18 protein-coding genes, 2 tRNA genes and 1 pseudogene are annotated in these 20049 nt (G+C 56.5%); 13 read left to right on the top strand and 8 right to left on the bottom strand.

The window, feature by feature from the left end; all coding sequences use genetic code 11:
• Positions 1-39 precede the first annotated feature (39 nt).
• Positions 40-945 carry an oxygen-dependent tRNA uridine(34) hydroxylase TrhO gene (gene trhO / locus AC2FPW_RS12200; protein ID WP_496813917.1) on the bottom strand — a complete coding sequence of 302 codons (906 nt, stop codon included), beginning with the start codon at positions 943-945 and terminating at the stop codon, positions 40-42.
• Between the two features lie 97 nt (positions 946-1042).
• On the opposite strand from trhO, the gene pncA reads away from it, so the two are divergent.
• Complete coding sequence (gene pncA, locus AC2FPW_RS12195) at positions 1043-1636, top strand: bifunctional nicotinamidase/pyrazinamidase (protein WP_496813915.1); 594 nt, start codon at positions 1043-1045, stop codon at positions 1634-1636.
• Here the strand turns inward: pncA and AC2FPW_RS12190 are convergent.
• On the bottom strand, positions 1633-2166 hold the full coding sequence (locus AC2FPW_RS12190; RefSeq protein WP_496753181.1) for a hypothetical protein: 534 nt from the start codon (positions 2164-2166) through the stop codon (positions 1633-1635). The two genes, pncA and AC2FPW_RS12190, sit on opposite strands and share 4 nt — an antisense overlap.
• Positions 2167-2330: 164 nt before the next feature.
• On the opposite strand from AC2FPW_RS12190, the gene pncB reads away from it, so the two are divergent.
• Entirely contained in the window at positions 2331-3623 is a 1293-nt protein-coding gene (gene pncB, locus AC2FPW_RS12185; RefSeq protein WP_480484546.1) for a nicotinate phosphoribosyltransferase, read from the top strand.
• 57 nt (positions 3624-3680) lie between these two features.
• Here pncB and tnpA read toward each other — a convergent pair.
• Together tnpA and AC2FPW_RS12175 are read right to left on the bottom strand one after the other, a co-directional pair.
• Positions 3681-4090 (bottom strand): annotated as a pseudogene (gene tnpA, locus AC2FPW_RS12180) (IS200/IS605 family transposase); the annotation flags it as partial.
• Positions 4091-4165: 75 nt separating this feature from the next.
• A tRNA-Thr gene (locus tag AC2FPW_RS12175) sits at positions 4166-4241 on the bottom strand.
• A gap of 238 nt (positions 4242-4479) precedes the next feature.
• On the opposite strand from AC2FPW_RS12175, the gene AC2FPW_RS12170 reads away from it, so the two are divergent.
• From AC2FPW_RS12170 to arsJ, 3 genes are read left to right on the top strand one after another with little or no spacing between them, the layout of a single operon-like run.
• On the top strand, positions 4480-5313 hold the full coding sequence (locus AC2FPW_RS12170) for an arsenate reductase/protein-tyrosine-phosphatase family protein (RefSeq protein ID WP_496813914.1): 834 nt from the start codon (positions 4480-4482) through the stop codon (positions 5311-5313).
• Positions 5310-6308 (top strand): ArsJ-associated glyceraldehyde-3-phosphate dehydrogenase, encoded by a 999-nt coding sequence (locus AC2FPW_RS12165; RefSeq protein ID WP_496813913.1) that lies wholly within the window; start codon positions 5310-5312, stop codon positions 6306-6308. The genes AC2FPW_RS12170 and AC2FPW_RS12165 overlap by 4 nt, the downstream gene beginning before the upstream one ends.
• Positions 6305-7570 carry an organoarsenical effux MFS transporter ArsJ gene (gene arsJ / locus AC2FPW_RS12160; protein WP_496813912.1) on the top strand — a complete coding sequence of 422 codons (1266 nt, stop codon included), beginning with the start codon at positions 6305-6307 and terminating at the stop codon, positions 7568-7570. Before AC2FPW_RS12165 ends, arsJ begins: the two co-directional genes overlap by 4 nt.
• Positions 7571-7771: 201 nt before the next feature.
• Here arsJ and AC2FPW_RS12155 read toward each other — a convergent pair.
• Positions 7772-7848 (bottom strand) — tRNA-Arg (locus AC2FPW_RS12155).
• Positions 7849-7963: 115 nt separating this feature from the next.
• Between AC2FPW_RS12155 and AC2FPW_RS12150 the strand changes: the two genes are divergently transcribed.
• Both AC2FPW_RS12150 and AC2FPW_RS12145 read left to right on the top strand, forming a co-directional pair.
• The gene (locus tag AC2FPW_RS12150) at positions 7964-8989 is read left to right on the top strand and encodes a LacI family DNA-binding transcriptional regulator (protein WP_267366879.1); all 1026 of its coding nucleotides are present in this window, start codon (positions 7964-7966) and stop codon (positions 8987-8989) included.
• The gene (locus tag AC2FPW_RS12145) at positions 8986-10197 is read left to right on the top strand and encodes a winged helix-turn-helix domain-containing protein (protein ID WP_496813911.1); all 1212 of its coding nucleotides are present in this window, start codon (positions 8986-8988) and stop codon (positions 10195-10197) included. Before AC2FPW_RS12150 ends, AC2FPW_RS12145 begins: the two co-directional genes overlap by 4 nt.
• Positions 10198-10200: 3 nt before the next feature.
• Here the strand turns inward: AC2FPW_RS12145 and AC2FPW_RS12140 are convergent, their stop codons facing one another.
• Together AC2FPW_RS12140 and hpaR are read right to left on the bottom strand one after the other, a co-directional pair.
• On the bottom strand, positions 10201-10899 hold the full coding sequence (locus AC2FPW_RS12140) for a fumarylacetoacetate hydrolase family protein (protein WP_496813909.1): 699 nt from the start codon (positions 10897-10899) through the stop codon (positions 10201-10203).
• A gap of 600 nt (positions 10900-11499) precedes the next feature.
• A complete protein-coding gene (gene hpaR / locus AC2FPW_RS12135) occupies positions 11500-11934 on the bottom strand; it encodes a homoprotocatechuate degradation operon regulator HpaR (protein WP_267366414.1) in 435 nt (144 codons plus the stop codon).
• A gap of 189 nt (positions 11935-12123) precedes the next feature.
• Here hpaR and AC2FPW_RS12130 point away from each other — a divergent pair, with 189 nt between their 5' ends.
• The gene (locus AC2FPW_RS12130; RefSeq protein WP_267366409.1) at positions 12124-12894 is read left to right on the top strand and encodes an HpcH/HpaI aldolase family protein; all 771 of its coding nucleotides are present in this window, start codon (positions 12124-12126) and stop codon (positions 12892-12894) included.
• Positions 12895-12898: 4 nt separating this feature from the next.
• Here the strand turns inward: AC2FPW_RS12130 and AC2FPW_RS12125 are convergent, their stop codons facing one another.
• On the bottom strand, positions 12899-14041 hold the full coding sequence (locus tag AC2FPW_RS12125; RefSeq protein ID WP_496813907.1) for a DUF3095 domain-containing protein: 1143 nt from the start codon (positions 14039-14041) through the stop codon (positions 12899-12901).
• Between the two features lie 140 nt (positions 14042-14181).
• Here AC2FPW_RS12125 and AC2FPW_RS12120 point away from each other — a divergent pair, with 140 nt between their 5' ends.
• From AC2FPW_RS12120 to AC2FPW_RS12100, 5 genes are all read left to right on the top strand, one after another.
• A complete protein-coding gene (locus AC2FPW_RS12120) occupies positions 14182-15354 on the top strand; it encodes an MFS transporter (protein WP_496813905.1) in 1173 nt (390 codons plus the stop codon).
• Positions 15355-15375: 21 nt separating this feature from the next.
• Positions 15376-16407 (top strand): glycosyltransferase family 4 protein, encoded by a 1032-nt coding sequence (locus AC2FPW_RS12115; RefSeq protein WP_496813904.1) that lies wholly within the window; start codon positions 15376-15378, stop codon positions 16405-16407.
• A gap of 103 nt (positions 16408-16510) precedes the next feature.
• Positions 16511-17533 (top strand): aspartate-semialdehyde dehydrogenase, encoded by a 1023-nt coding sequence (locus AC2FPW_RS12110; RefSeq protein WP_267367255.1) that lies wholly within the window; start codon positions 16511-16513, stop codon positions 17531-17533.
• Between the two features lie 213 nt (positions 17534-17746).
• Positions 17747-18688: a class I SAM-dependent methyltransferase gene (locus tag AC2FPW_RS12105; protein WP_496813902.1), complete on the top strand. Its 942-nt coding sequence runs from the start codon at positions 17747-17749 to the stop codon at positions 18686-18688.
• A 346-nt stretch (positions 18689-19034) separates the two neighbouring features.
• Positions 19035-19952: an endonuclease/exonuclease/phosphatase family protein gene (locus AC2FPW_RS12100; protein ID WP_496813901.1), complete on the top strand. Its 918-nt coding sequence runs from the start codon at positions 19035-19037 to the stop codon at positions 19950-19952.
• Positions 19953-20049: the final 97 nt, after the last annotated feature.

Genomic DNA, 20049 nt, shown 5'->3' with positions numbered 1-20049 from the left:
GTGATCATCCGACCTAAAGCAAGGGCCTGCAACCCGCTTTCAGTCCTGACGCAAATGCGGCTCGCCCCGCTTGCGCGCAAGCACTATCTGTTTTTGCCGTTCACGAAAGCGCATCTTGTCGGCCTCGGAGGTTTCGTCGATGCATTGGTGACAGGACACGCCATGTTCATATTCGGGGCGTTTCATATCCTCGGGCAGGATCGGGCGACGGCAGCCATGGCACAGCTTGTGCGGTCCTTCAACAAGGCCGTGCCCTACCGAGACACGATTGTCGAACACAAAACATTCACCCTGCCACGAGCTGTCTTCGGATGGCATCTCTTCAAGATAGCGCAGGATGCCACCTTTGAGGTGATAGACATTATCGACCCCCTGCCCCAGCAGATAATTGGTGGACTTCTCGCACCGGATACCGCCGGTGCAGAACATGGCAACGCGCTTGTTGTGAAAGCGGTCTTTGTTCGCCTCCCACCAGGCAGGAAATTCGCGGAAGCTGGCTGTTTCAGGGTCTATTGCGCCTTCAAACGTGCCGATCGCCACTTCGTAGTCATTGCGGGTATCGATCACCACGACATCGTCCGAACGGATCAGATCATTCCAGTCCTGCGGATCGACATAGTTGCCGACACGGGCGCGCGGATCGACATCCGGCTGACCCATGGTCACGATCTCTTTCTTCAGGCGCACCTTTATCCTGCCGAAAGGCGGATGGTCCGAGGTCGCCTCTTTCCACTCCAGATCCGAGCAACCGGGCAAGGCCCGGATATGTGCCAATACCGCATCGATCCCGGCGCGTGGACCTGCGATGGTGCCGTTGATACCTTCCTGCGCCAGCAACAGCGTTCCCGTGACGGACTGCGCGCGGCACAGGTCAAGCAACGGTTCGCGCAGTGTGACGGGGTCTGGGAATCGGGTAAAGTGATAGAGGGCAGCGATCGTGTACATATGCGCGATCTACCCCCGCAAACCCGGAGTCGCAAGGGATTGCATTGACGCCCCGGCCCCTGCCCCCTACCGATAAGGCAGTTATACGGAGGCCGCCATGACCCATGCCCTGCTTGTCATCGATGTCCAGAACGATTTCTGCCCGGGCGGTGCCTTGGCAGTGGCCGGAGGAGACGAAATCGTCGCGTCTATCAATACCATGATGGAGGAGTTCGACGCCGTGATCCTGACGCAGGACTGGCATCCGGCGGGGCATTCTTCCTTTGCCGGCTCGCACAAAGGCAAAAACCCGTTCGAGCTGATCGACATGCCTTATGGCCCGCAGGTGCTGTGGCCGGACCATTGCGTTCAGGGCTCAAACGGTGCTGCGTTTCACCCTGAACTGCGCACCGATGGCGATTTGATCCTGCGCAAGGGGTTTCGCAGTGGCATCGACAGTTATTCCGCGTTCTTCGAAAATGACCATCAGACGCCAACAGGCCTGAAAGGCTATCTTGAGACCCGAGGCATCACCCGTTTGACACTGGTTGGATTGGCGACCGATTTCTGCGTTCACTATTCGGCTGTAGACGCTGCCCGGTTGGGCTTTGATGTCACAGTCCGGATGGATGCCTGCCGCGCGATTGACATGGACGGATCGCTGGCTGCCGCCGAGCAGGCCATGCGCGACGCCGGTGTTACGCTGGCCTAAGGTGTTGCCCCGGCAGCTGCCAGCAGCTTGATCGTCACAAACAGAACAACGGCCAGCCCAAACGCCAGCCCGATACGCGCAGAAATTGAACGCCGACGGTCCGAAACAGGCTGCTGTGGCTGTGGCGGCGGTTTTCGCACCTGACGCGTACGCACAATCCCGGCCATGGGCTGCGCCATCCGAATGTAATGCAGAAAATCCCACAGGTTGAATTCGCCGCAATACTCCCCCTGAACGCCGCGCGATTTTATGTTCTCAAACAGAGAACGCAGAATCCTGACCCGGTCCACCTGATCTTCGGCCGGAAACACACCGGGCACGATGCCGCTGTTCCGCGACTCGAGGCTGAACCCGGCATCCAGGAAAATCTTGCGGATTTTCGGCGATGTTCCCCGTAGCGCATCTGCCGTTCTGATGTCACGAAACACCGCACACACCTGGCGTTCCACATCAGAGTCTGACCCCAGCTTCTCCGGGTCAATTTCGTTCAGTGCTACATTAACAATATCAAAATCGTACTCGAGACCCATTCACAAACTCAGTTTCGTCTTTCCATCCCCTTCTCTCACTAACCGGCGAAAACAATGCACAATATGCCCGTATTATGACGTCATGCTGGCATTGTCACCAAATCAGCGACTCTTGCCATTCCCGTTGTCGATTGATCTAACTACGGAAATCGCAGGAGTTCCCCATGGTCGACATCGCGACCCGCGTCTACAATCATAAATGGAAGATTGACCCGATTGTCCGGTCTTTAATCGACACAGACTTCTACAAACTGCTGATGTGCCAGTCAGTGTTTCGAAACAAGCCCCAAACAAATGTGGTGTTTTCCCTGATCAACCGGTCGAATCACGTGCCTTTGGCCCGTTTGATCGATGAAGGCGAGCTGCGGGAACAGCTGGATCATATCCGTTCGCTTAGTCTCAGCCGGGGGGAAAGCACCTGGCTGCGGGGCAACATGTTCTATGGAAAACGCCAGATGTTCCGTTCCGATTTCATGGAATGGTTCGAGAATATGCGCCTGCCGCCCTACCACCTTGAACGCAAAGGCGATCAGTATGAACTGACCTTCGAAGGCAAATGGCACGAGGTCATGTTGTGGGAAATTCCGGCGCTGGCGGTGCTGATGGAACTGCGCTCGCGCGCGGTGTTGAACGACATGCGCCGGTTTGCGCTACAGGTGCTATATGCCCGCGCGATGACCCGCGTATGGGAAAAGATCGAAAAGCTGAGCACGATCAACGGTCTGGGGATTGCCGATTTCGGCACGCGGCGACGGCATTCCTTCCTGTGGCAGGATTGGTGCGTGCAGGCGATGATCGAAGGGCTTGGCCCCGCGTTTACCGGAACCTCAAACTGCCTGATCGCGATGCGGCGTGAGGTTGAGGCCATCGGCACCAACGCGCATGAGCTGCCGATGGTCTATTCCGCGCTGGCCGACACCGATGCCGAACTGGCGCAGGCCCCTTATGACGTTCTCAGCGATTGGCATGACGAACATGACGGCAATCTGCGCATCATTTTGCCCGATACCTACGGCACCAAGGGCTTTCTGGACAACGCACCCGACTGGCTGGCGGGCTGGACCGGTATTCGCATCGACAGCGGTGATCCGGCCACCGCCGCCGAGGTGGCCATCGACTGGTGGAAAGCGCGCGGTGAAGACCCGACCCAGAAACGGATCATTTTCTCGGACGGGTTGGATGTGGACAAAATCCAGGAATTGCATGCGCAGTTTGCTGACCGCACCAAAGTATCCTTTGGCTGGGGTACCTTGCTGACCAACGATTTCCGCGGTCTGGTTCCAAATGACTCGCTGGCACCGTTCTCATTGGTCTGCAAAGCCGTATCCGCCAATGGACGCCCGACGGTAAAGCTGTCGGACAACCCGGAAAAGGCGATGGGCCCGAAGGACCAGATCGAACGCTATAAGCGGGTGTTTGGCGTTGGCGCTCAGGAGGCGATCGAGGTGATTGTCTAAGCCAAGGCACAATATCAAACACTTAACCTCAATTCATATGAAGCCGGGACTAAACAACTACAGACTGGCGTCGGCGGGATCGGCGATATGGTTTTCGAGGTATTGCAGCACGATGTTTTCGGTGATGGCGCCGTTGGTGGTTGAGAAATACCCCGTGCCCCAGAACCGGCGTCCATAGTAGCGGCTGCGTAGCGCGGGAATTTCCCGTTGCACCTTGTGAGACGAACGGCCCTTCATCTTGCGCACCAGACCCGAGATGGCAATCTTCGGCGGCACCGACCCGAACAAATGCACGGGATCGCTCGACAACACCCCGCGCAAGATGTCGACCTCGTTCTCGTGGCAGACCTGACGGACGATGGCGCGCACCCGCAGGCGCACCGCACCGGTCAGCACCTTATAGCGATACTTGGTCGACCAGACGATATGGTGCGGTGATAGAAAACGCAGTGCTTGCCAACATCATAACACGATTCTCCGCATTGAAGCGGGCCCGACCGGAAGTCGAAGGGTTTGCATCAAAGCGTGGATACTGAAACTTGTGGTGCCGCTGAAGGGACTCGAACCCCCGACCCCATCATTACGAATGACGTGCTCTACCAGCTGAGCTACAGCGGCGCCTTGAGTCATCCGAAACTGGTCTCTTCCGGATGAGATGGCTCATTTAAACTGTCAGCCTGAAGCCTGCAAGACCAGTTGTGTCCGTTCGGGCCTTTCCTCTCTTTTCACAAGATGTTGTCGTCGAGGTATTGGGCCAATGATAAATCTAATGGGGCGAGCCTCCAGTTTGTGAAATTTTTGTAACTACGCAAAAGGCGTTTTGACTTCATACCTATAATTCTATATTTCATGAAATATGACAGAAAAGATAACCAACCAGCTGGCCATCCTTGGCCACCCACAACGTATCACCGTTTTTCGCATGTTGATGCGAAGGTACCCCGACACTGTTCCGGCGGGCGAAATGGCGTCGGAATTGGGGATCAAACCCAGCACCTTATCGAACTATCTCAACGCGTTGCAGCGGTCTGGGCTGGTCAAGCAGGAACGCTCCGGGACGTCACTGCTCTATTCGATTGAGATGAAGAACGTGCAGCACATGTTCGATTTCCTGCTCGTGGATTGCTGTCGCGGCCGACCCGATCTTTGCGTGCCCTTGGCGAAAGGACGCGAGCCCATGGCCGACCGAAAGTTCAATGTGTTGTTCATTTGCGTGGGTAATTCTGCCCGGTCGATCTTTGCCGAATCCCTTTTGCGGGATATCGGCGGGGATCGGTTCAATGTGTATTCGGCCGGCATACGACCGTTTTCCGAACTCAACCCGTTTGCAATTCGGGTTCTGCAAGACAAGGGGCACGATACTTCGGCGCTCCGCTCAAAGAATATATCCGAGTTCTCGGGGTCGGGCGCGCCTGAAATGGATTTCGTTTTTACGGTCTGCAATCAGGCTGCAAACGAAGAATGTCCCGCCTGGGAAGGCCAGCCGATCAGCGGTCACTGGGGCATGGCGGATCCAGTCAAGACAGAAGGCTCCGATGCCGAGAAAAGCCTGGCCTTTCAAAACGCGTACGGCGCGCTGAAGCGTCGGATTCAAGCCTTTACATCGCTGCCGGTTGAAAGCCTGGACCGGATCGCACTGCAATCCGCCGTTGATGAAATCGCGCGATCGCCACTTGAGGATGCACCATGACGACTTACGCTTTGAACGGCCTTGGCCGAATGGGGAAACTGGCCCTGAAGCCACTCTTGGAACAGGGGGCAAAGATTGCCTGGATCAACGATGCCGTCGGCGACCCCCAGATGCACGCGCATCTGTTGGAGTTCGACACCGTGCATGGGCGATGGGATGCAGAATTCAGCTTTGATGCCGACAGCCTCACTGTGAATGGAACCCACCTGCCGTTCATCGGCACGAAAGACCAGAACACCCTACCGCTGGACGGCGTCGACGTCGTGATCGACTGTACGGGCGTGTTCAAGACCGAGGCCAAGCTGGCCCCGTATTTTGATGCCGGGGTGAAGAAGGTCGTCGTCTCGGCCCCGGTCAAAGACGGCCCGACGGCCAATATCGTTGTCGGTGTGAATGACGGCACATACGACCCCGCGACCCATAAAATTGTGACAGCGGCCTCTTGCACAACGAATTGCCTGGCGCCGGTGGTCAAGGTGATCCACGAGAATCTGGGAATCCGCCACGGGTCGATGACCACGATCCATGACGTGACCAACACGCAAACGATTGTTGATCGGCCCGCAAAAGACTTACGGCGCGCACGGTCGGCCCTCAACTCACTGATCCCGACGACCACCGGTTCGGCCACCGCCATCACGCTGATCTATCCCGAACTCAAGGGGCGTCTGAATGGTCACGCCGTCAGGGTGCCGCTTTTAAACGCCTCGCTGACCGATTGCGTATTCGAAGTTGAGCGGGCCACCACGGTTGACGAGGTCAACGCCCTCTTCAAAGCAGCGGCTGAGGCTGATCTGAAGGGTATTCTGGGTTATGAGACCCGCCCACTGGTATCCACCGATTACACCAATGACAAACGCTCCTCGATTGTCGATGCGCCCTCGACCATGGTGATAAACGGGACACAGGTGAAAATCTATGCGTGGTACGACAATGAGATGGGCTATGCGCACCGCTTGGTGGATGTGGCGCTGATGGTTGGGTCCTCGCTGTGACCCAGCGGCCCGAAGGACTGTCGGCTTATGTCGCGGTCACGGCGGCTTATTGGGCCTTCATGCTGACTGACGGGGCGCTCAGGATGCTGGTGTTGCTGCACTTTCACACCATGGGATTCTCACCTGTTCAGCTGGCCTATCTGTTTGTGCTTTACGAGATTGCTGGGATCGTCACCAACCTGGCCGCAGGCTGGATTGCCGCCCGGTTCGGGTTGACGTCCACCCTTTATGCAGGATTGGGGCTGCAGGTGGTGGCGTTGCTTGCCATGACGCAGCTTGATCCGCACTGGACCGTTACCGCCTCGGTCAGCTTTGTGATGATGGTGCAGGGGGCAAGCGGAGTGGCCAAGGATCTGGCCAAGATGTCGTCGAAATCATCAGTCAAATTACTGGCCCCGGCCGAGGGCGGAGGGCTGTTTCGGTGGGTCGCGGTGCTGACCGGATCAAAAAACGCCGTCAAAGGGCTGGGTTTCCTGTTGGGCGCGGCCATGCTGGCCACGTTGGGATTCATGACGGCAATTCTGGCCATGGCGGCGGTTCTGGCACTGATCCTGTTCGCAGTTATTCTGTTCATGCCAGCGGGCCTGCCGAAGGGGCGAAAAGGGGCGAAATTCTCGGAAATATTATCAAAATCCGCCAATGTGAACTGGCTATCCGCAGCGCGCGTCTTTCTGTTCGGCGCCCGCGATGTCTGGTTCGTGGTCGGCATCCCGATCTATTTCTACGCCGTCCTGTCGGATGGCAACGACGACAGCAACCGTGCCGCGTTCTTCATGATCGGAACATTCATGGCGCTGTGGGTCATCCTCTATGGCGCAGTGCAGGCCTACGCGCCAAAAATCCTTCGTGCGGCGGATCGAACCGAAGGTGATTTGATCCGCGCGGCACGTAATTGGGCGATTGTCCTTTTCTGCGTTCCTGCGGCTCTAACAATGGCCATATCGCTGTCACATGGGCCTGAAACCTGGTTGACCATAACGCTTGTGGTTGGGCTGCTGATCTTCGGAACAATATTTGCGGTGAATTCATCGCTGCATTCCTATCTGATCCTGGCTTTCACCCGGTCCGAACGTGTGACAATGGACGTCGGATTTTATTACATGGCAAATGCAACAGGCCGGCTGATCGGCACGGTTCTGTCCGGCCTGACTTATCAGATCGGAGGGTTGCCAATGGTCCTCGGCACCGCGACCGTGATGGTTGCCCTTGCTGCGCTGACTTCAGTCAAACTGACAGACCAAACCTCCGACGCACTGACGTAACCGTTTCTAAACGATACCTCATTGACTGAATCGCCCTCGCCATGATTGGTAGCGATCTGATCGGCGGGGCTGCGCAAGGTTATAGAAAATCGAATGGCGCGCATTTTACATGTTTCGGCATTTGCCCTCGCAAAGCTCAGTAAACCATGACGGCACCGCTGGCCGCGGAAACCCGGTATCCGATATATTATCCTGTATTTTTGGTGACCCCGGCAGGATTCGAACCTGCAACCTGCCCCTTAGGAGGGGGCTGCTCTATCCAGTTGAGCCACGGGGCCGTGCCGGGCTCTCTGTAACCGGGATTTTCCGGGTTGTCATCGCCTTTGCACAATTGTTGTACACACCGACCTGTTCACGCTACCATCGGACAAAACAACAACGCAGGTGCCTCCCGTGAACAGTGAAACCAAACGCCCGCTTACCCTTCGTGATGTGTCGGAGGCTTCCGGAGTATCCGAGATGACGGTAAGCCGGGTTCTGCGTAACCGGGGGGATGTGTCTGACGCCACCCGCACCCGCGTTCTGGCCGCCGCCAAGGAGCTTGGCTATGTCCCCAACAAGATCGCGGGCGCATTGGCGTCCAGCCGGGTTAATCTGATCGCGGTGATCATCCCTTCGCTTTCGAATATGGTCTTCCCCGAGGTGATGACAGGCATCAATCAGGTGTTGGAAGACACCGAATTGCAACCGGTGGTCGGGGTAACCGATTATCTGCCCGAAAAAGAGGAGAAAGTGCTGTACGAGATGCTCTCGTGGCGGCCCTCCGGTGTGATCATTGCGGGGCTTGAACATACCGAGGCCGCGCGCGCCATGCTGGATTCGGCAGGTATTCCGGTGGTCGAGATCATGGACACGGATGGCAAGCCGGTGGATGCGATGGTGGGGATCTCACACCGCCGCGCGGGGCGCGAAATGGCACAGGCAATCCTGAAGGCCGGGTATCAGCATATCGGTTTCATGGGCACCAAGATGCCGCTGGATCACCGCGCACGGAAGCGGTTCGAGGGCTTTACCGAAGTGCTGGGCAAGCACGGGATCGAGATCGAGGATCGCGAGTTCTATTCCGGTGGATCGGCCCTGGCCAAAGGGCGCGAGATGACCCAGGCCATGCTGGAACGCTCACCCGAGCTGGATTTCCTGTATTACTCGAACGATATGATCGGGGCCGGTGGCCTGCTGTACCTGCTGGAACAGGGTATCGATATTCCGGGACAGATCGGCCTGGCCGGGTTCAACAATGTCGAGCTTTTGCAGGGCTTGCCCCGAAAACTCGCGACGATGGACGCCTGTCGTCTGGAAATCGGCCGTCAAGCCGCCCAGATCATCGCCGAACGTCTGGAAAATCCTGATACCGAGATCGAGACACGCGTTACTCTGACCCCCACGATCAGTTATGGTGACACGCTGAAACGGCGATGAACACATCCCTGAAAAGGCTCGACAACCGGACGGCCCGGGCGATCTTCATGGACCGGCACGTATTGGGTGAACAACCCTCAGGCTCGGCCAAAGGTTCCGCGCTTCTGGATCTGATCCACCGGCTTGGATTTGTTCAGCTTGATAGCATCAACACCGTTGCCCGTGCCCATGACATGATCCTGTTCTCGCGCAGGCCCGCCTATCGCAGCGCCAATCTTAAAAGGCTCTATGAAAGGGATAATGCGCTTTTCGAACATTGGACGCACGATGCGGCGGTGATTCCGATGAAGTTCTATCAGCATTGGCATCTGCGCTTTCAGCGGGATGCTGATATGTTGAAGGCGCGGTGGAAGAACTGGCGGCGGGATGGGTTCGAACAGCAGTTTGACACAGTCCTGCAACACATCCGCGACCATGGTGCGGTGTCGTCCTCGGATGTTGGCAAGGATGAAAAGAAGGGCTCGGGCGGATGGTGGGACTGGCACCCATCGAAAACCGCGCTGGAATATCTGTGGCGCTCGGGTGCCCTAACCGTCGTCGGTCGGGATGGGTTCCAGAAACGCTATGATCTGACAGAGCGCGTGATTGAAACACATCTCTGTCCCGGCAGCACGCCCTGTGATGCCGAAGCGACCGTGGATTGGCTGTGCAACGCCGCATTGGACCGGCTTGGATTTGCAACATCCGGAGAGTTGGCGGCTTTCTGGGACACCGTCAGCGCGGCTGAGGCAAAAGACTGGTGCGCGGCGTCGCTGGAAAGTGGCGATATTGAAGAAATCGAGGTCACCTGTGCCGATGGGTGCCTGCGCAAGACATACGCCCGCCCAAACCTGATGACCGAAGTACCGCAACCACCAGGCCGCATTCGCGTGCTCAGCCCGTTTGACCCCATGCTGCGCGACCGCCGCCGGGCCGAGCGGCTGTTCGGCTTTCGCTACCGCATCGAGGTTTTCGTCCCCGAGGCCAAACGAACCTATGGATACTACGTTTTTCCGCTGCTCGAGGGCGACCGTATGATTGGCCGTATCGATATGAAAGCCCACCGCGATCGTGACCTGCTGCACGTCAAAGCGCTCTGGCCCGAGCGCGGTGTGCGCTGGTCAGATGCCCGTACCCGACGCCTGAACGCCGAGCTGGACCGGGTGCGGAGACTGGCCGGTGTTGAAAATGTGACTTTCGCCAAGGACTGGCTGAAAGACCCTAAATAGGGTCTATTCTGCGTCGGACAGGGACAATTTGATCGGTTCCAGCCCATCAATCTCACCTGTCAGAACATCCCCTGCAACGACTGGACCAACGCCAGCCGGCGTACCGGTCAGGATTAGGTCACCGGGGCGCAGGTGGTAAAAGCCGGACAGGTGCATGACAATCTCGTCGATCTTCCAGATCAGCTCCTCCAGGGTCGCGTTCTGGCGCAACTCTCCGTTTACGCTTAGCCGAATGCGCTTGTCATCCTCCGGGGTCCAGTCGGCAGCTGGTGTCAACGGCGCAAAGACCGCTCCGTTTTCGACGTCCTTTCCCAGATCCCAGGGCCGCTGCTTGTTGCGCTCGCGGATTTGCAGATCACGGCGCGTCATATCCAGGGCGCAGCCATAGGCATAAACGGCTTCCCACGCCTGCGCACTGGTGGCGCGAAACACGGGCTTTCCAATGGCCAATGCCAATTCCATCTCATGATGGTAATTCTGGGTCCCGGCAGGATAAGGAACCGTCCCACCTGAGAGTACGGCGTTCGGGGCGGATTTGGTGAAGTAGAAAGGTGCCTCGCGATCCACCTCATTCCCCATTTCTGCGGCATGGGCGGCATAATTTCGACCGACGCAGAAGATCCGTCCAATGGGATATCCGGCCGCTGCGCCGACAACGGGGATGGTGATCGGGTCCGGAAGCGAAAACAGGCTGTTTGGCATGATAATCCCTGAAGGTTGCGTAGCTGCCATATTACGTCTGCCAGACCCGCCAGCAAGACCGGAAAACACGCTGTATTTCGCCAATCTCGAAGTGGTGTTTCAGCGTGAAACGGCTCAATTCTGACCTGATTGACTGACGCCGTGTCAAAAATCGGTTTCATCAGTTTCTATGGTCTCACCAGTACACAAACAGGTCGAAACAACTCTTGGCTCAGTCAAAAGCCGGGCTAAATCCTCAGGTGGTCAGGACCGCTCCAATTTCGGTGCGGTGTCATAATTCAGAACAGCAGCTTTGGTAAAGCATTCCACCAAAGTGACGTCGGCAAACCATAGGCTGACCCATTTACCGGTCGGCTAAGCCTAAATCAGTTTCGGAGAGTATAGGTGCAAGGCCCCTCCCCCAAGGGCCGAAAGACCCTGTTCAGAGCCACATCACAGGCTTTTCATATACTCCGAAGCACAGGCCGGACCGTCAGGTTTGACGTAACCGGTCTTGGGCCAGGCACCAACGACCAGTCCGGGTCTGGCCGCCCCGTCGGAGACTCCCCCTACAGTTTCCGGCGGGGTCACTGCCGAAGACATCTCATGCAGTGCCAATGATCAGGATTCGAGGTCCTTCAACTCGTTCAGCAGATCAAGCAGTAACTCATGCTTGTCCGGTCCAAGCTGAGATCGAATACGTTCCGCCTGGGCCGTGCTTGCAGCCAGATTGGCACGAATGATCTGAACCCCTTGTGCGCTGATCTCAACAACCTGACGTCGTCGGTCTGCCGGATGGCTGCGCCGCGTGATCAGTCCGCGGGTCTCCAGCTTTTGCAGAATGCGCGTCAGACTTGGCAGCAACAGGCAGGCGCGATCGGCGATATGGGTCGGCTCTTGCGGGCCTTCTTCATTCAACACCCGCAACACCCGCCACTGCTGTTCCGTGACACCAGCGTCAGCCAGCATTGCTCGAATGGGTCCCATAACCTTTTCCCGCGCCCGCAAAAGCGCAATGGGCAAAGATCGCGACGTCAGAGGGAGATCGTCGGTCATAAGAAAATTATCACCGAAATCCGGGATATAAGCAAGCAACCCGGCACGCTGCAGCAGCACCCCCACCCGAATTTGCACCGTCATGCGGGCCGATTTCAGGCTGGACAATTAGGAACGACCGTTGATGATGCGACCGAGGTCCATTTCATGTCCTTCTCACCTGCTCCGGCTCAAATATGAGGTTTCAGCATGTCAGCCCCAAAGAATATGTTCAAACAGGCTCTAATAAAGGGCGAACAGCAGATTGGTTGCTGGATGAGCTTTGCTGAATCCGTCACCGCCGAGATCATGGGAACCGCGGGTTTCGATTGGCTGGTGATTGATGGAGAACACGCCCCAAATGATATCCGCTCGATCCGGGATCAACTGACAGCTTTGGCCAGCAGCGCATCTCATCCCGTTGTGCGGGTCCCTGTTGGAGAGACCTGGCTGATCAAGATGGTTCTGGATGCTGGTGCCCAGACAGTACTGGTTCCGATTGTCGAAAGCGCCGCGCAAGCGCAGGATCTGGTCCGTGCCTGCCGTTATCCACCGGACGGGGTGCGGGGTGTTGGTGCAGCCGCATCGCGTGCCACGATGTATGGGTCGACAAGCGACTATATCCAGACCGCAGATCAGGAAATCTGCTTGTTGTTGCAGGTGGAAACCCGCGCAGGAGTGGCCGCGTTGGATGACATTCTTCAAGTCGAAGGTGTGGATGGCGTTTTCATTGGCCCCGCTGATCTGTCAACCGACATGGGGTACAAGGGCAACAGCGCCGCACCCGAGGTGCGTGCGGTCATCGCGGACGCCCTGGCCCGGATCAAGGCCGCAGGCAAAGCGCCGGGCATCCTTGCCACCAATGACGAAGCGCGTCAGGCCTATCTGGACATGGGCGCCCAATTTCTGGCGGTCGGTATTGATGTGATGCTGCTGGCACAGGCGGCACGCGCGCTGGCCGCGCAATGGAAACCTTCCTAGACACTCAAGTGCGCATGGCCGCAGCGGCCTGCGCATAGCCGCCCGAGGCTCCATCAACAAAATGCACATGGTCATCCCGGGTGGCCGAGGGGACGATACATGTCATCATCGCCTCGTCCTGTGCGTGCAAACCGTATCTGATTTTCCCACGGCGACGCGCCTCTTCAAGCAGGTGTTCGATTTGGCGCAATGTGTCCGGATCGCAGTCGAGCGTCATTTTCAGCCCGTCATCAAACTTTCGGTAATCGGCATTGCTACTGACCATATGTCTGTAATGGTCCGGCTCAAAGCGTCCCATCCGCAGGCCAGTTTTGAATAATACCGCGATCAACAGGTTTTGAACCAGCAGGACGAGCTTGTGCAAAATCACATGACGTCCGTTGCGCGACACATGTGCGTCGATGTCAAGCCCGGGCGGAGGCCATGTCATGGGCGGACCCTTTTCCGACACCGGATGGCCTGCACGCTCAAGCGCTTCCGACGCAGACAAGACGGATTGCGCAAGATCGGCAAAGTCCCGTTCGGTTGCTGACGGTGTGGGCTGTACGACCAGTGAAACAATCTGACCGTGACGGGCCGGGCTGTTGGACCACCTGCAAGAAAGGCCTGTCAGATCCGGCTGCGCACCTGGCCCTGCGGGTGTTACCATATTTTGCCCGGCTTTCATCCCGGCCTCGGCCCAGGCCAGACCACCGCCGGAAAACATGGCGTAGTCCACTCCGGTAGAGGGTGCATAGCGAGCAACGCGCAGATCCTTACCCGCTTTGCGAATATCAGCCACTGACACCAGCGCCGCCCGTAGTGGCATGGAGAACTCTTCATCTGCCCAGCGCCGCAAATCAGCCAGCGTAGTCCGCGCGGTTTCAGCTTTTCCAGGCGGGACAGCAAACCCCGCCCCATCGCCGCCAAAAACATACGGAAACAACGCGCCGTCCATTGCATTGATCATGGCCGAAATGACCGCAGCGCCCACAGTGTTAACGGTCTTGTACCGGCCCCGCGCAATTTCGCCCGTTGAATCGACAATGTCGGCAACACCCAGAACCCAATCATCGGGCAGTTTTGAAAACTGCGCAGGGTCTGACAGACGGGTAAAATCGCGCTGCAAGGGAAGGTTTTCGTAAAATGCAGACTGGAGGTCTTTCATGCTCCCCCTCGGAATCAATGTTTTGACAAAGATAGCCGGAAGGCGAGCCATGTCCTGACTTTGAAACATAATACACAGGCTTGTGCGTTGCATCACGGCGTGCCAAGCATTTTCCTCGGACGAGCAGGAAAGGGCTGAAGATGCAGGCAGGTTTGGTGGTTTTATGCCTGGGCTATGTGCTCAGCCAATTTTTCCGCGCTTTCCTTGCGGTTCTCAGCCTGGATCTGGAGCGTGACATCAGTGCCATGCCCGAAGATTTGGCCTTTGCTTCCGGTCTTTGGTTTATCGTATTCGCCGTCATGCAGATCCCGGTCGGTTGGGCGCTGGACAGGATTGGCCCACGCCTCACGTCCGCCGCGCTGCTTCTGGTGGGCGGGGCAGGTGGAGCGGCGGTTTTTGCAGCCGCAACAACGCCCCTGCACATCAGCATAGCCATGGGCCTGATCGGTGTCGGGTGCTCTCCGGTCCTAATGGCCTCCTACTATATCTTTGCGCGTGAATACCCCCCGGCGCGGTTTGCCACATTGGCCGCCGTGATGTTGGGCGCAGGGTCCGTTGGAAATCTGGTGGCTTCTTATCCAACCGCACTTGCCGTGGAATGGATGGGGTGGCGCGCAACGATGGTCGGGCTGGCCACAGTGTCCGCCGCAATCGCATTGGGCCTGTGGCTGACAGTTCACGACCCGGCGAAGGTCGAAACAGAACACAAGGGATCCCTGCTGGATCTGCTGAAGGAGCCTGCCCTGTGGCTGATCCTGCCCCTGATGCTGGTTGCCTACGCCCCCTCTGCTGCGCTGCGAGGGCTTTGGGCCGGGCCTTACCTGAACGACGTCTTTGGCTTAAGTGCCACTCAGATCGGCACTGCAACGCTGATCATGGGTGCGGCTATGATTGCGGGCACTTTTGTTTACGGACCGCTGGACCGCGTTTTTGGTACCCGGAAATGGGTGGTTTTCGCTGGCAACGCACTGGGCGCAGCTGCGTTGGGCTTGCTCTGCTTGTTGATCGAGGATGCAACATGGCTGTCTGTCCTGCTGATGGCCGTAATCGGCTTTACCGGTGCCAGCTTTCCGGTCATCATGGCCCATGGCCGGGCCTTCGTGCCTCCGCATCTGGTGGGGCGTGGTGTGACATTGCTGAATCTTTTCGGCATCGGCGGCGTTGGCATTGCTCAATTCGTCACCGGACGTATTCACGCAGCCACCGTGCAAGACGGATCAACGGCACCCTACACCGCAATATTCGGGTTTTTTGCGGTCACCCTTGCCATTGGTTGCGTGATCTATCTATTCAGCCGGGATAGTGTGGATTGACGCTACCATCAGGAGAGCCTGTTGAAAGACCCCATTGTCATAGCCCCAAATCTAAAACGCAGACTTTCGGGCGTAACAGCGACCATCGCACGGCTGGTTCCGCTGCAGGCGCAATGGATCGACATCGCCGCCACTGGACCGGGTCTGCCCGCCGACACGCCGCACATCCCGCTGGGTCGACTGCCTTTCCTGTCGCGTCGTAAAAGGCGGGTCTGGCACGCACGCCGCAACACCGAGATGTTGCTGGGGCTCATCCTGCGCGATGTGTTCCGGTTAAAGCTCAAAATGCTGTTCACAAGCGCGTCCCAAAGGCCGCACACAGGCTATACCAAATGGCTGATCGGAAAGATGGATGCGGTCGTTGCAACCTCGCGCAAAACCGCAGGGTATCTTGAGCGAGACTCGCAGGTGGTGATGCATGGCATCAACCTAGAAGACTTCGTTCCGCCTTCAGACAAGGTCACCGTCCGTGCTCGGCTGGGGCTGCCGGATGGGGTACTGTTAGGGTGTTACGGCCGTATTCGACACCAAAAAGGCACGGATGCCTTTGTCGACGCCATGATTGACGTGTGCGGGCGGTTCGACACAGTGTCAGGCATCGTCATGGGCCGGGCAACCGAGAAACACACCGCATTTCTGGCCGAACTGAAGGATAAGGTCGCAAAGGCTGGCTTGTCGGATCGCATCCTTTTCAAGCCCGAGGTGACCGTAGATCAGATTGCTGAATGGTATCAGGTTCTGGACCTGTTTGTTGCGCCACAAAGGTGGGAGGGATTTGGTTTGACCCCACTCGAAGCAATGGCCTGCGGTGTTCCGGTTGTAGCCACAGATGTCGGTGCGTTCTCCGAGATCATTACTGATCCATCCTCTGGCAAGGTGGTGGCCCCCGATGATGTTCCCGCCTTGGTCGAGGCGATTGCCCAGATGCTGAAATGCAATGATTCCCTGTCACAAGCGGGTCAGGCATCCCGCACCCATGTCGAGCAGAATTTTGACATTCAGGGCGAAGCAAAGACGCTGGTTGCGCTATATGAACGACTTTTGAACGATTGAACCGCTTGAATTCAGCATCAGTCGTTGAAAACCCCGCTGATAGCCCTTTTTTCTTCGCCGCAACGCGGCTATGAACGCGCGTCCTTAACTTTGGAGACATGAAATGGGCTATCGCGTCGTAGTCGTCGGCGCCACGGGCAACGTGGGCCGCGAAATGCTGAACATTCTGGCTGAACGCCAGTTCCCGGTTGATGAACTTGCCGCCCTGGCAAGCCGTCGCTCGCTGGGTACCGAAGTAAGCTTTGGCGACAAGACCCTTACGACCAAAGATCTGGACACGTTCGATTTCACCGGCTGGGACATGGCGTTGTTTGCCGTGGGTTCCGAGGCGACCAAAGTCTACGCCCCCAAGGCAGCTGCGGCAGGTTGTGTGGTGATCGACAACTCGTCGCTCTATCGCTATGACCCGGACATTCCGCTGATCGTGCCGGAATGTAACCCGCAGGCGATCCACGACTACAAGAACAAGAACATCATCGCCAACCCCAACTGCTCGACAGCGCAGATGGTTGTCGCGCTGAAGCCGCTGCATGACCGCGCCAAGATCAAGCGCGTTGTTGTGTCGACCTATCAGTCAGTTTCGGGTGCCGGAAAAGAGGGCATGGATGAGCTTTGGGATCAGACCAAGGCCGTCTACAACCCTACCACCGAGGTCGCCCCGAAGAAGTTCCAGAAACAGATCGCCTTCAACGTCATTCCGCAGATCGACGTCTTCATGGAAGACGGCTCGACCAAGGAAGAGTGGAAGATGGTTGTCGAGACCAAGAAGATCGTCGATCCGTCGATCAAGGTCACTGCAACCTGCGTCCGCGTGCCGGTGTTTGTCGGCCATTCCGAGGCCGTGAATATCGAGTTCGAGGAATTTCTGGACGAAGACGAAGCCCGCGATATCCTGCGCGAAGCGCCCGGCATCATGGTGATCGACAAGCGCGAAGCGGGTGGCTACGTCTCGCCCATCGAATGCGCAGGCGATTTTGCCACATTCATCAGCCGCATCCGCCAGGATTCGACCATCGAGAACGGCCTGAACCTGTGGTGCGTCAGCGACAACCTGCGCAAGGGTGCCGCCCTGAACGCGGTTCAGATCGCCGAACTGCTGGGCCGTGAGGTCCTGAAAAAGGGCTGACAATCCAGCCTTTGCAAAAACTAAAAAAGAAACCCGCTGTTTGATCAGCGGGTTTCTTTTTAGAAAGCCAAACTTGCGGAGCAAGACTGGCTTTGTGCATCAAGCATTTGGAATGTTGATAATATATTCAAACTACAATATTCAACTTTTCTGATCCGATAAAGCGTTGGACTTACTAAAACACTATCTCGGTTAATTAAATGGTGAACCGCCGTGGCTCGAGCCTTTTTCGATAAGCTAGAAGCAATCTTACGTCCAACTCCCAAAATCCGTATCGAAAATTTCGAGCGCGACCCAAAAGTAAGCTACGTCTCATCTAATAGCCCATTGAGCCAAGGCCCGTTAGGTTCAGAAATCGCTCGAACAGGACGCCTAAACTCGAATGAGTTTGCCGCCTGCATTGAAGAACTCAATCTTCCTCATACTCACCATCGCAAGTATTGGGAGCTGGCTTTCATTTTACAAGCTTTGCGCGAACGCGACCTACTCCAGCCCGGAATCAAGGGCTTGGGTTTCGCAGTTGGTAAGGAAAGAATCCCTGCCTACCTCGCAGCGAAGGGCTGCGAAGTTCTAGCGAGTGATCTGGCTGACAACAACAAGGGTAATGAAGGTTGGGAGACAACTGGCCAATGGAGCGCATCAGTCGAAGATTTACTTTTCTCTGAGATCTGCTCAAAGGAATTATTTAAGAAGAGCGTCAAATTTCGCCCCATTGATATGAACGATATTCCCAGCGATATCTCAGGGTACGACTTTACCTGGTCCACGTGTTCTTTCGAGCACTGCGGTTCTCTCGAACTCGGAGTTCGTTTTTTGGAGAAACAGATGGACTGCCTGCGTCCCGGTGGGGTCGCTGTGCATACAACGGAATTCAACCTATCATCAAACACCCGGACGTCAAAAGGCGGAAAGACCGCAATCTATCGCCTACGTGACATTGAAGATGCTGTAAAACGCCTTCAATCCAAAGGACACAAAGTGGAGCCGTTGGATATTCGCTTAGGCGACGATCCACTTGATTTAACCGTGGACAGGCGCAAAGGGGATCCAAGACAGTACTCTGGCACCAAGCACATGCGATTGCTGATGAAGGGTTACGTTACAACTTCTATAGGCTTGATAATCACTAAGTCTACAAAGCCAGTGCTGAGTTAGTTTAAGAAACGCGCAATAAAATTGTGTTGAATAGACCCGAGAATTTTCGGAAACTCGGGTGGCAACCGTTAATCAGAAAGCAAGGACGACAAAACCTTGCATTTGGGCTCGAAGCGGACCTCCGGTAACTTACGCAGACCCACTTTCATCACCCGTTCCTCTCTAGTAGAACCTTTAGGCTCATCAGTCCGGACGAAATGTTCAAATACCGGTCCTGAATTCGGAACATTCCCCCGACCAGTTGACAAATTCAGGCGTGCTTGCCAGCTAAACAAGGACCTGAACGCGACGGATGGGTCATTAAAGACAACAGGTGGTGCCCCGCACACGGCATCAGAGGCAGAGCATGGGAACTTCGACCAAACGCAGAATTGGCAGATACCTGATCATAGGATGTGCAGGCATTCTGATTGGGCTTATCCTCATCGGGTTTACCGGGCAATTCCTGGCGGTGGGAGACTCCTTTGCGCTTTTCCGTCCGCAAGCCGGCGTTCTGCTTTTGCCGTGCGCCGCGATCCTGCTGTATATGCGCGCCAGATACCTTGCTTTGGTGACCCTGGCCTTTGCCGCTGTTGCTGTCGGATCAATCGCAACCAGTTTCGCCGCCCCGCCAAAGGCCTGCGACGGCCCGTGCCTGACCCTGTATCAAAAGAACCTCATGAGCCGGGCGTGGCCCCGGTATTCGCTGGCCGACGACATCATTGCATCCGATGCTCAGATCGTGACGTTGCAGGAAGTCTCGAGTCACAACCGCGAATACATGAGCAACCTGTTCGAGCATTACCCCGAAAAGGTGATCTGTGAGTTTCGTCCCGAACAAAACGTTGCCATCCTGACAACTTTGCCGATTGTCGAAGGGTCCGGGTTCTGCCTGAAAGGTCATGGTCTTGTCGGAATACAAGTCGAAGCCCCGGACGGGTCTTTGGTCTGGATCGTTTCGATCCACCTGAACTGGCCTTTTCCTTATGACCAATCAACCCAAAGCCGGATCATTGCGGAACGCATTGCGGATCTGGATGGCCCGGTTCTGATAGCCGGGGATTTCAACATGGTTCCTTGGGGTGCAAGCGTCCGGCGGATCGCGGCGGCAGCAGACAACCAGAGTTTTGGGGCCGTCCTGAACACTCATGATCTTGGCAGATGGCACCTGCCGTTGCCAATCGACAACCTTTTGTTCCCGAAGGGAACAACCGGAACAGTCGAACTGCGCCCGTTCATGGGATCCGACCATTTCGGCAAGTTCGCGCGGTTTCGTTTGGATTGATCCGCGAGGTCCCCGCTGCCTTGGTGGACATACCAGAACGTATGTCGCGATCCCAAGAAGGGTCTAGGTGTTATTTTCGATCAGCACTTTCAGATTA

The sequence above is a fragment of the Ruegeria sp. SATB027 genome (genome assembly GCF_059613825.1).
The sequence above is the reverse complement of the archived record's forward strand: the minus strand, read 5'-3'. Positions and strand labels throughout refer to the sequence as shown.

Excerpts from the sequence above, each read along its gene's own strand:
- trhO (WP_496813917.1), bottom strand. The coding sequence starts at position 945 with ATGTACACGATCGCTGCCCTCTATCACTTTACCCGATTCCCAGACCCC.
- pncA (WP_496813915.1), top strand. The coding sequence starts at position 1,043 with ATGACCCATGCCCTGCTTGTCATCGATGTCCAGAACGATTTCTGCCCG.
- AC2FPW_RS12190 (WP_496753181.1), bottom strand. The coding sequence starts at position 2,166 with ATGGGTCTCGAGTACGATTTTGATATTGTTAATGTAGCACTGAACGAA.
- pncB (WP_480484546.1), top strand. The coding sequence starts at position 2,331 with ATGGTCGACATCGCGACCCGCGTCTACAATCATAAATGGAAGATTGAC.
- AC2FPW_RS12170 (WP_496813914.1), top strand. The coding sequence starts at position 4,480 with ATGACAGAAAAGATAACCAACCAGCTGGCCATCCTTGGCCACCCACAA.
- AC2FPW_RS12165 (WP_496813913.1), top strand. The coding sequence starts at position 5,310 with ATGACGACTTACGCTTTGAACGGCCTTGGCCGAATGGGGAAACTGGCC.
- AC2FPW_RS12145 (WP_496813911.1), top strand. The coding sequence starts at position 8,986 with ATGAACACATCCCTGAAAAGGCTCGACAACCGGACGGCCCGGGCGATC.
- AC2FPW_RS12140 (WP_496813909.1), bottom strand. The coding sequence starts at position 10,899 with ATGCCAAACAGCCTGTTTTCGCTTCCGGACCCGATCACCATCCCCGTT.
- hpaR (WP_267366414.1), bottom strand. The coding sequence starts at position 11,934 with ATGACCGACGATCTCCCTCTGACGTCGCGATCTTTGCCCATTGCGCTT.
- AC2FPW_RS12130 (WP_267366409.1), top strand. The coding sequence starts at position 12,124 with ATGTCAGCCCCAAAGAATATGTTCAAACAGGCTCTAATAAAGGGCGAA.
- AC2FPW_RS12125 (WP_496813907.1), bottom strand. The coding sequence starts at position 14,041 with ATGAAAGACCTCCAGTCTGCATTTTACGAAAACCTTCCCTTGCAGCGC.
- AC2FPW_RS12120 (WP_496813905.1), top strand. The coding sequence starts at position 14,182 with ATGCAGGCAGGTTTGGTGGTTTTATGCCTGGGCTATGTGCTCAGCCAA.
- AC2FPW_RS12110 (WP_267367255.1), top strand. The coding sequence starts at position 16,511 with ATGGGCTATCGCGTCGTAGTCGTCGGCGCCACGGGCAACGTGGGCCGC.
- AC2FPW_RS12100 (WP_496813901.1), top strand. The coding sequence starts at position 19,035 with ATGGGAACTTCGACCAAACGCAGAATTGGCAGATACCTGATCATAGGA.